General features: G+C 60.8%; 8 protein-coding genes, 1 tRNA gene and 2 pseudogenes. 2 read left to right on the top strand and 9 right to left on the bottom strand.

Going from position 1 to position 8,329, the window contains the following annotated elements; translation table 11 throughout:
• Positions 1-124: 124 nt before the first annotated feature.
• From F6X42_RS40865 to F6X42_RS40840, 6 genes and pseudogenes are all read right to left on the bottom strand, one after another.
• A pseudogene (locus F6X42_RS40865) lies at positions 125-777 on the bottom strand (extracellular catalytic domain type 1 short-chain-length polyhydroxyalkanoate depolymerase); the annotation flags it as partial.
• Between the two features lie 45 nt (positions 778-822).
• Entirely contained in the window at positions 823-1,248 is a 426-nt protein-coding gene (locus F6X42_RS40860) for a ribbon-helix-helix domain-containing protein (RefSeq protein ID WP_187639471.1), read from the bottom strand.
• 495 nt (positions 1,249-1,743) lie between these two features.
• Positions 1,744-1,816, bottom strand: a tRNA-Lys gene (locus tag F6X42_RS40855).
• A 52-nt stretch (positions 1,817-1,868) separates the two neighbouring features.
• Positions 1,869-2,432, bottom strand: coding sequence for an Hsp20/alpha crystallin family protein (locus F6X42_RS40850; protein WP_187639470.1), 564 nt, complete (start codon positions 2,430-2,432; stop codon positions 1,869-1,871).
• 93 nt (positions 2,433-2,525) lie between these two features.
• Positions 2,526-2,933 carry an Hsp20/alpha crystallin family protein gene (locus F6X42_RS40845; protein ID WP_187639469.1) on the bottom strand — a complete coding sequence of 136 codons (408 nt, stop codon included), beginning with the start codon at positions 2,931-2,933 and terminating at the stop codon, positions 2,526-2,528.
• Positions 2,934-2,961: 28 nt separating this feature from the next.
• On the bottom strand, positions 2,962-3,405 hold the full coding sequence (locus F6X42_RS40840) for an Hsp20/alpha crystallin family protein (protein ID WP_187639468.1): 444 nt from the start codon (positions 3,403-3,405) through the stop codon (positions 2,962-2,964).
• A gap of 243 nt (positions 3,406-3,648) precedes the next feature.
• Between F6X42_RS40840 and F6X42_RS40835 the strand changes: the two genes are divergently transcribed.
• A complete protein-coding gene (locus F6X42_RS40835; protein WP_187639472.1) occupies positions 3,649-4,032 on the top strand; it encodes a hypothetical protein in 384 nt (127 codons plus the stop codon).
• 19 nt (positions 4,033-4,051) lie between these two features.
• Here the strand turns inward: F6X42_RS40835 and F6X42_RS40830 are convergent, their stop codons facing one another.
• From F6X42_RS40830 to F6X42_RS40820, 3 genes and pseudogenes are all read right to left on the bottom strand, one after another.
• Positions 4,052-5,191 carry a sensor histidine kinase gene (locus F6X42_RS40830; RefSeq protein ID WP_187639467.1) on the bottom strand — a complete coding sequence of 380 codons (1,140 nt, stop codon included), beginning with the start codon at positions 5,189-5,191 and terminating at the stop codon, positions 4,052-4,054.
• 189 nt (positions 5,192-5,380) lie between these two features.
• A pseudogene (locus F6X42_RS40825) lies at positions 5,381-6,435 on the bottom strand (aldo/keto reductase).
• A 73-nt stretch (positions 6,436-6,508) separates the two neighbouring features.
• A complete protein-coding gene (locus tag F6X42_RS40820) occupies positions 6,509-7,099 on the bottom strand; it encodes a flavodoxin family protein (protein ID WP_187639466.1) in 591 nt (196 codons plus the stop codon).
• A 116-nt stretch (positions 7,100-7,215) separates the two neighbouring features.
• On the opposite strand from F6X42_RS40820, the gene F6X42_RS40815 reads away from it, so the two are divergent.
• Entirely contained in the window at positions 7,216-8,121 is a 906-nt protein-coding gene (locus F6X42_RS40815) for a LysR family transcriptional regulator (RefSeq protein ID WP_187639465.1), read from the top strand.
• The last annotated feature ends 208 nt before the right edge of the window (positions 8,122-8,329 follow it).

Raw genomic sequence — 8,329 nt, 5'->3', positions numbered from 1 at the left:
CGCAGTTACCGAACTCGTCGGACGGGCTCGCGCACGGCGTGGACACCCCACAATACCAACGACACAACAGGGCTCTCTAGATTTATCAACAACATAGCGAGGTTGGGCAGTATGAAACGCACTTGTACAGCTCGGGATACTCGGCGATCATGATCGCCGCCATTGCGCCCCCCGCGGACATCCCCGCGACGTACACGCGCGCAGGATCGACGTTGTGGGCCGAGATGATTTCGCGCGTGATGCCTGCGATCAGCGACGGCTCGCCGCGCTCGCGATGCTGATCGTCAGGTTTGAACCAGTTCCAGCACTTCGACGGATTCCCCTGCCGCGGTTGCACCGGATAAGCTACGAGACATCGATGTCGCTCGGCAAGCGCGTTCATCTGCGTGCCTGCTGCGAAATCGTCGGCGTCCTGCGTGCAGCCGTGCAGCATCACAATCAGTGGCAGCGGCTCGCCGGCGCCCCCCGCCGGCACATACAGCCGATATTGACGGCGACCGGCGGCATTGGCATACGCAAGCGTGATGAAATGTCCTCGTTCCTCCACGTCAAGGCAGTCTTCTCGCGCCTTGTGCGCGGTCGCTTCCTTGGTCTTTGCAAACGGGAAGACAACGGGCTCTGGCGTCTTGTCCCGCGACACAGTTTCGTTCACTGCACCGACGCTTTCCCCTCGCAGTGCGCGCGTTGTATCGCTTCTGTCGCTTCGGCAACGCCGCGGGTACGCAGCAAAGTCATCGCTTCGTGCATTGAGTTCAGAAAGCCTTCGTTGAGTTTCATCACATTTGTCCGATTACCGGCGTTGAGGGGGTGGGCCTCGCGCGGCTAGTGGATTCTGCCAGCAAGCGCCGTCTTGACTGCGGGCGAAGCGTGAAAGGCTCCCAGCACCACGACGCTTTCGATAGTCGCGAGCGCGAGTTCCGGGGAGACATCGGCGGCAATGCTGGCCAATCCCAGGACCTGAATGTTGAGACGCTCGCGCGCGGCTCGAATCGCCTCGAGATCCTGCCTGGAGAAATGCTGCAGCCCGAGCACAAGCGAACGACGCGCAACCGTTTCCTGGACGACCCGCGCATGTAGCGCGAGCTGGTTGCGAATCGCCGTTCGGATCAGGTCGGTCCGGTTCGCGTAGAAGCCTTCTTCAACCAGGAGATCGATCTGCCCGAGATCGACGGGTCCGAGATTGATCGTGATTTTTTCCGAGTCGCCGCCTTTCGAGCGGAGGGTGTCCAATACTGCGGGTTTCTTCATCGCACCATCCTTTCACCATCTATGTGGATGGTTATAGGATGGTTTTAGATGCGCCGCAACATAAAATTTGGGGTCGAGACGCCTTCTGGGCTCGCCGCTAGATAGAGCGCGGATATCGCTCAGTGGTTGTCGCGTGACTTTCCCAAGCGCTATCGCCGGTCGATGCGCACATGGATAGCTACGAGGTACTGGCCGGTTGGAGGACGCGGCAGCGGTTGAATACTGCGATGAGCCTCCTCGGCGCTTCGCGGAGCAACTCGCCTGCCGGTCTCATCGTTGTAAAGGCCGGTTACAGCGCTGGGTTTGTGACACGCGCCTTCCTTGATCTGGTGGCTCAATACTATTCGTTTAACAATAGCCGAGGCCCTACTCGCTGAGCAGAACCTTCCGCACGTCGGACTCGGGGGCAATGCGCTCATCCTGCCCCGCTTGACCGGGCACTGGGCATCCAGTGATGTCGCGCCTGCAAGGTCCGACTCGATCGTGCCGCCAGGGTAGGCCGTACTGGATTCGAACCAGTGACCAACGGATTAAAAGTCCGCTGCTCTACCAGCTGAGCTAACGGCCCGGCCCGACTCGCCCGTTGCCCGCCGCGACCCGGGCACTTCCCGCCTGTTTGACTAGCCGATGTCGATCGTGCGACTCGTGGATCGCGCCGGCTCCGATTTTGGCACGGTCAGCGTGAGCACACCGTTATCAAATTTTGCCAATGCGTGGTCGGGGTCGGCGTTTTCCGGCATCGGGATCGTGCGCATGAAGCTTCCATAGGCGCGCTCGAGCCGGTAGCAGCCGTCTTCCTCGCTGCGGACGTCCTGTTTCTTTTCGCCGCGCAACACGATCGCGCCGTCCTCGACGCTCACAGTCAGGTCTGCGCGCTCCATCCCGGGCAGTTCGGCGGTCACGCGAAGCATCTGCCCTTCGTCGACGACGTCGATGCGCGGCTGGAAGCGCGATGAACTGAAGTCGCCAAACCATCGTTCGAGCGCGCCGCGACCTGCAAACGGGTCATGGAAGAATTCTTCCACCGCTCGCCACGGTTCGCGTGTGAACAATCGCGGAATGTCAGGCCACGAGGCACGCCACTGTTCGCTCGCCTGGGGGCTTTCCGGTGTGTCCGCATCGGACTTGCGGGCCGCCCCGCGTAGGAACTTGAACGGATTCCACTTTTTGGGGTCGGTGTTCATCGTATCCTCCCTTTAAGGTCTGGCTGAAGAACCGGATGGCGGCCAGACGACCGCCACCGGTTTTCTCCCCGCCGTTGCTCTCCACTGCCGACTTCACTCCGTGCGCACCTCGATCCGGCGCGGACGGGCTTCGTCGCGGCGCGGTATCGTCAGCTTCAGCACACCGTTCTTCAGGTTTGCATCGATTTTCGTTGCGTCGAGGTCAACTCCAAGGGAGAACGAACGCGCGAAGTGAGGCTGGCGGATCTCCGCATGCTGCAGGCGCAGCCCCGCCGGCGTGGGCACCACCGCCTCGGCCTCGATGGACAGGTTGCCATCGTGCACCTTCAGATCGAGCCGGTCCTTTGTAACGCCGGGCAGATCCGCCCACAGCGTGACGCCCTGGCTATCCTCGAAGATGTCCACGGGCGGCGTTAGCGTGATCCGGTGTTGTGACGGTTCGTCTTCGCGGCGGGCCAGCGCCGCTTCGTCTTTCCTGGCAAGTTCCGTGGTGTCTTTCATGATGTCCTCCTCAGTTCTGCGACGGGTTTCATTGGACGGTGATGGCGCGCGGCTTTGACGTCTCCCGCTTGCCGATGCTCACGGTCAGGCAGCCATTGGTGTACTGCGCCGTGACCTTGCCGGGGTCCGCTTGCTGCGGCAGTTCGATGACGCGCCGGAAAGCGCCGACGAACCGCTCCTGCGCATAAGTACGCAGGTCGTCGCCGGCCGCTTCCGGCCGTACGGTCTCGCGCTCGCCGCTGATGGTCAGCAGCCCCTTGTCAATCGACACATCGAGCTTCGCCGGATCGACGCCTGGGGCGAACGCGACGATCTCGATAGAGTCGTCGGTCGAGCCGATGTTGATCTGCGGGAAGGCGCCGAAGCGCCCGGAACGGATGCTGGACGGGAAACCGCCGAAGAGGCCCGCCATCTGCCGTTGCAGACGGTCGAACTCGCTGAAAAGGTCGGTCCCGAAATAGAGATCACTCATGATCGTTTCCTCCTTCGATGCAGCAGGGAAACGAACCGGCCTACGCGCTCCAGTCCGTCTGCCGTGCTGCGGCAAACAAATCGAAACACGCAGCGCGCCGGAATGCCGGCGCGACTGCCTGAGCGGAATTCAGAATAGAATCCCAAACGAAAATTTCAAGGGGATTTTTTGCGAATTTCTGTTGAAGCCGGGTCATCACATCCCTATCTTTATTTAGTAGGTGATGGACCATGCGAGGACAAGATGGAATTCGAATACGATTGGCTGACCCTTGGCCGGCACCGAATCAGGTTGCGCTCAATAAAGGGTTTCCCGACCGAGACGATGCGCACGGCGGTCGAAGTCATCCGGCTGGCGATCGACAGCAACATGAGCGCGCGTGCGCGGCTGGTCGAAGTGGTATTCCTGCAGGAAAACGCTTACGAAATCGCGATCGGCACCACGTTCGCCGACGACCGGCTTTGCGCGCCGCAGTTGGAGGCGGCGATCGCGACCGTGCTGGGCCTGCAGCCGGCGCAGGTCAATATTTCAGTGACCGTGGTCACCCAGGAAGAGGTCGATCTGCACTTTGGTGTCTACGAGAGGATGCTGGCCGAAAAGCTCGGCGTGGTGCCGCCAATCCAGTGATGCGTCGCGGCAGGCAACGTCAATCCCCGTTTGCCGTCCCATCCGCACGCGGGAGCGACACTGAAAACGAGGTCTCCGTCTCGTCGGATCGCGCATCGATCGCGCCGTGATGGGCCTTGGCAATTTCGCTGGCAATATACAGACCCAGCCCCAGGCTAGTCGCGCTGTCATGTTCGCCTTGTTGGTCGGCCCCCCGCGTCAACGGATCGAAGATGCGCGCCAGGGATTCACGCTCGATGGCGGGTCCACTGTTTCTGACATCGATATGAACCTGCGTTGCATCGCCGGTCACCTCCACGCGCACCGGCGTGTCCTGTGCTCCATACTTGATGGCATTGAGTACCAGATTCTGAAGCAATTGCTGCAGGCGCCGGCCATCCCACACTCCCTGTAGATTGCCCCTCACGTGAAGCTCGAGCTGCCGGTCAGGATGAACTGCACGCAGTTCATCGATTTCGTCGGCAAGCACGCGCGCCAGGTCGATGCTCGTGGGCATCACGTTGATGCCGAGGCCCAGCCGCGTCCGGTTGAAATCGCACAGGTCATCCAGCAGCGCCTGGATCCGGGCTCCGCTACGTATCAGGCGGGCGGCTGCTTCCGATACCCGGTTCCCCGCATTCAGAGCGGCTAGATATGATGCCGTCACCTGAATCGCCTGAAGCGGGCTGCGCATGTCGTGTCCCATCATGCCAAGCAGCAGGTTTCGATTCTGCTCGACCTGTGCGCTGAAAAAGCCGACCGATTCGGCAAGTGCCTGGTCGATCGCTTCATTGAAGCGAACGATGTCGTTCAGATCAGGTGCTTTGGGCTCGCAATCGTCCATCCACAGGCGAAGTACGCTTGCACGCAGTGCGCGGTATTCGGCCGCGAGCTGGTTGATATCGAAGCCGGCTCGCGCCCTCAACAGGGCATGCGTTTGTGCGGCTGTTTCGGTCGCATCGATCAGCGCTGGGGCTCGTCCCAGCGATTTTTCGTACTGGGCTTCCCTGGTTTGCGAAGTTCGCAGGTCCTTGGCTACGGCGTGCAGGATTTGTTGCGCGTCGTTACGCAATCCCGATGATTCCATGTTTGCCGCCGCCGGCAGCAGGGTGGCGGCGAACGCCTCCCACTGCGCCAGAATTGGCTCCATGTTTCGGGAGATAAAGTCGGCAAGTCGCATGTATGCGTCTCCATTCCGTAAACGGGACGTTTGGAGGCGGTCAGCATACTACGTGAATATTGGTGGCGGACCCAGGTGAACACCCCGCTAACAGCTCGATCTCTCTTTTGTTGTGGGCGTATGCAATTCAACGAGGGCCAGGTATTTGCGAGCGCCCGCGTCGAAGGGATTGATGTGCAGTAGCCGGTTCTATTCCGACGCGACGCGCCTGAAAGGCTGGAGGACCCTGCTCGCCTCCTGACGATCGATCATCCAGCCGGGATAGTAGGGAGGCAAAGCACTCACGGCTTCAAGACGCGCAAGCTCATCCTCGGTGAGGACGACATCGACCGCGCCGAGATTATCTTCGAGCTGTTCGACCCGCTTGGCGCCGATAATGACGCTCGTGACATACGGCTTGGCGAGCAACCAGGCGAGCGCGATCCGGGCGACCGAGACACCGCGCGCGTCGGCCATGGCGCGCATCTCTGCAACGCACGGCCAGGCCCGATCAGGGTCGACCGGCGGAAAATCGAAATGGCTGCGCCTCGAACCTTGTTCGGTTGGCGCCCCGGGCCAAACTTTCCGGAAAGCAAACCGCCGGCGAGGGGCGACCAGACGAGGAGCCCCATCCGCTCCTCGATGACGAGTGGCACCAGTTCGCGCTCCACGTCACGTCCGGCGATCGAATAGTAGGCCTGGAGCGTCTCGAAGCGCGTGGCGTGTAGTGCTTCGCTCAGCCCGAGCGCCTTACCGATCTTGCCTGCGCGCCAATTCGAGACGCCGACATAACGAACTAGCCCCTGCCGCGTAAGATCGTCGAGGGCCCGCAGCGTCTCTTCGATCGGCGTGACAGGATCGCTGGCGTGTATCTGGTAAAGGTCTATATGGTCGACCTGGAGCCGTTCCAGGCTCCTCTGCACGGAATCCATGATGTGACCGCGCGACGCGCCCTGATCGTTGGGTTTCGGGCCCATCACGCCGGCTGTCTTGGTAGCTAGCACGATCTCGCTGCGTGGGACTCCGATGTCTCTGAGCGCCTGTCCGACGAGGCGTTCAGACTGGCCGAAGGAATAAATGTCGGCGGTGTCGATGAAGTTGATTCCCTCAGCAAGCGCGCGGGCAATCAGTTGGTTCGCCTCGTCCTGACCGAGTGCGCCGATCGCCGTCCACATGCCGGCGTCAGCATTGCCGCCCATCGTCATCGTGCCGAGGCAAAGCTCGGAGACATAGAGGCCGGTGCGGCCAAGTTGCTTGTATTTCATGACAGTTCCCTTCGAGATTGGCTGGACAACATGCGGCGGCGTCCGGTCTGTCGGTTTTCGCGCACCACAAATTTCAGCTGCTTTGAAATCTTCCGGACCGAAACTGCCCGGCGATCATCGCGACGCGTGCGCCATAGCGGCGGGCCGTTTCGAGATCCCCTGGCAACATCTCTTCAGGCGACGCGTCGGCAGGTGTCTGCGCCATTGGCGCGATGTAGGAGCCCATGCGATTCAGGTCGTCGCGCATTGAGGCTTTCACGTTTGCCGGCTTGATATCCATGCTGATCCAGATGCCGCCGTGCTGCCCAGCCAGCAGGAAGAAGTATTCGAGCGTATTGAGCTTGTCGCCGTTGATACTCGCGCTATTGGTAAAGCCGCCAAAGATCTTGTTTTGCCACCCGCCTTCGAACCAGGCCTTCGAGGTTGCGTCCGCGAACTTCTTGAACTGCCAGCTAGGGCCGCCCATGTAGGTCGGCGAGCCGAACAGGATCGCATCCGCGCCGTCAAGCGTTTCCCAGGCATCCTCGGCAAGGTTTCCGTCGCTGTCGATTGCGGCGAGTACGGCGCCGGCGCCTTCGGCGATAGCTGTTGCCATACGCTCGGTATGCCCGTAGCCAGAGTGGTAGACGACGACCGTTTTAACCGGAGAGGTGTGTTGCTTCATGGTTGTTCCCTTTCGTTCGAGTTGTCCTGTGGACGACATGGGGAGCCAGTCTACTGAGTCACAATTGAGCTATAAATGACGGCAAATAGAACGTTCTGTTACTCCATTGGTGAACAATGCAAAACCTTGACACACTTCTGATCTTTGCCCGCGTCGCCGAAATGACGAGCTTCACGCGTGCGGCCGAAAGCCTCGGTATCCAGAAAGGACGTGTCTCTATGGTGATCCGTGGGCTCGAGCGAGATGTGGGGGCCACCCTCCTGCATCGGACCACGCGAAGTGTGCAACTCACTGAAGATGGGCGCGCCTTTTATTCACGCGCACGAGACCTGCTGGCCGAAGTACAGGAATTGCAATCCATGTTCTCGGGTCATGGCACACCACTACGGGGAAGGTTGCGCGTCGACATGCCCACCGAATTGGCACGAAGCGTCGTGGTTCCCGCACTACCGCAACTGATGGCGGCGCATCCAGAGTTGGAACTGGAACTTTCCAGTACCGATCGGCGTGTCGATCTCGTCCAGGAAGGGTTCGATTGCGTGATCCGTCTGGGTCCGATCGTCGACGAGACGCTGATTGCCCGACCGCTGGGCAAGCTGCGCATGACAAATGCCGCGAGCCCGAGCTATCTGGCACGGTACGGCATACCGCATACGCTCGACGATCTGTGCAGCCAGGGACACCGGATGGTCCACTACACGCTGACACTCGGCGCGAGGCATGCCGGATGGGAATACCCGGACGGGGATGGCTATGCGGCGCTTGCGTTGCCAGGCGCGATGCAGGTCAACAGTGTTCAGACCTATCATGCAGCCGGGCTTGCAGGGATTGGGTTGATCCAGGCGGGATATTCAGCGCTCGCGCATCACATCGAAAGCGGCGCGCTAGTGGAGGTTCTGCCCGACTTACGTCCTGAGCCCCTCGCCGCCTCGCTCGTCGTGGCCCATCGGCGTAACCTGTCGCCACGCGTCCGGGCCTTTATGGATTGGATCGAGGGGGTATTGGAGCCCTATTTTGACTAAGGCGGGTGTAGCGGCTCAAAGGGGCAACGGACAACAGCCTCCCTCACCACGGGATCGTTTCATTCTCCCAGCGCGTGAACATCCCTGTTGGGCTGTCCGGGCCCAGCAGCGCGACGCGCACCGCTTCGCGAGCGCCTTCCTCGACGGTCTCGGTGCCCAAATAGCCGTTGAGGTTCGTTTTGGTAAAGCCCGGGGAGACAGCGTTGAC

Source organism: Paraburkholderia podalyriae, assembly GCF_014397785.1.
In the GTDB taxonomy this organism is placed as follows: domain Bacteria; phylum Pseudomonadota; class Gammaproteobacteria; order Burkholderiales; family Burkholderiaceae; genus Paraburkholderia; species Paraburkholderia podalyriae.
This window is presented reverse-complemented; position numbering and strand designations above follow the sequence as displayed.

Bases quoted from the DNA above. Each gene is read 5' to 3' on its own strand.
- F6X42_RS40815 (WP_187639465.1), top strand. From the start codon at position 7,216: ATGCAAAACCTTGACACACTTCTGATCTTTGCCCGCGTCGCCGAAATG.
- F6X42_RS40835 (WP_187639472.1), top strand. From the start codon at position 3,649: ATGGAATTCGAATACGATTGGCTGACCCTTGGCCGGCACCGAATCAGG.
- F6X42_RS40845 (WP_187639469.1), bottom strand. From the start codon at position 2,933: ATGAAAGACACCACGGAACTTGCCAGGAAAGACGAAGCGGCGCTGGCC.
- F6X42_RS40840 (WP_187639468.1), bottom strand. From the start codon at position 3,405: ATGAGTGATCTCTATTTCGGGACCGACCTTTTCAGCGAGTTCGACCGT.
- F6X42_RS40850 (WP_187639470.1), bottom strand. From the start codon at position 2,432: ATGAACACCGACCCCAAAAAGTGGAATCCGTTCAAGTTCCTACGCGGG.
- F6X42_RS40830 (WP_187639467.1), bottom strand. From the start codon at position 5,191: ATGCGACTTGCCGACTTTATCTCCCGAAACATGGAGCCAATTCTGGCG.
- F6X42_RS40820 (WP_187639466.1), bottom strand. From the start codon at position 7,099: ATGAAGCAACACACCTCTCCGGTTAAAACGGTCGTCGTCTACCACTCT.
- F6X42_RS40860 (WP_187639471.1), bottom strand. From the start codon at position 1,248: ATGAAGAAACCCGCAGTATTGGACACCCTCCGCTCGAAAGGCGGCGAC.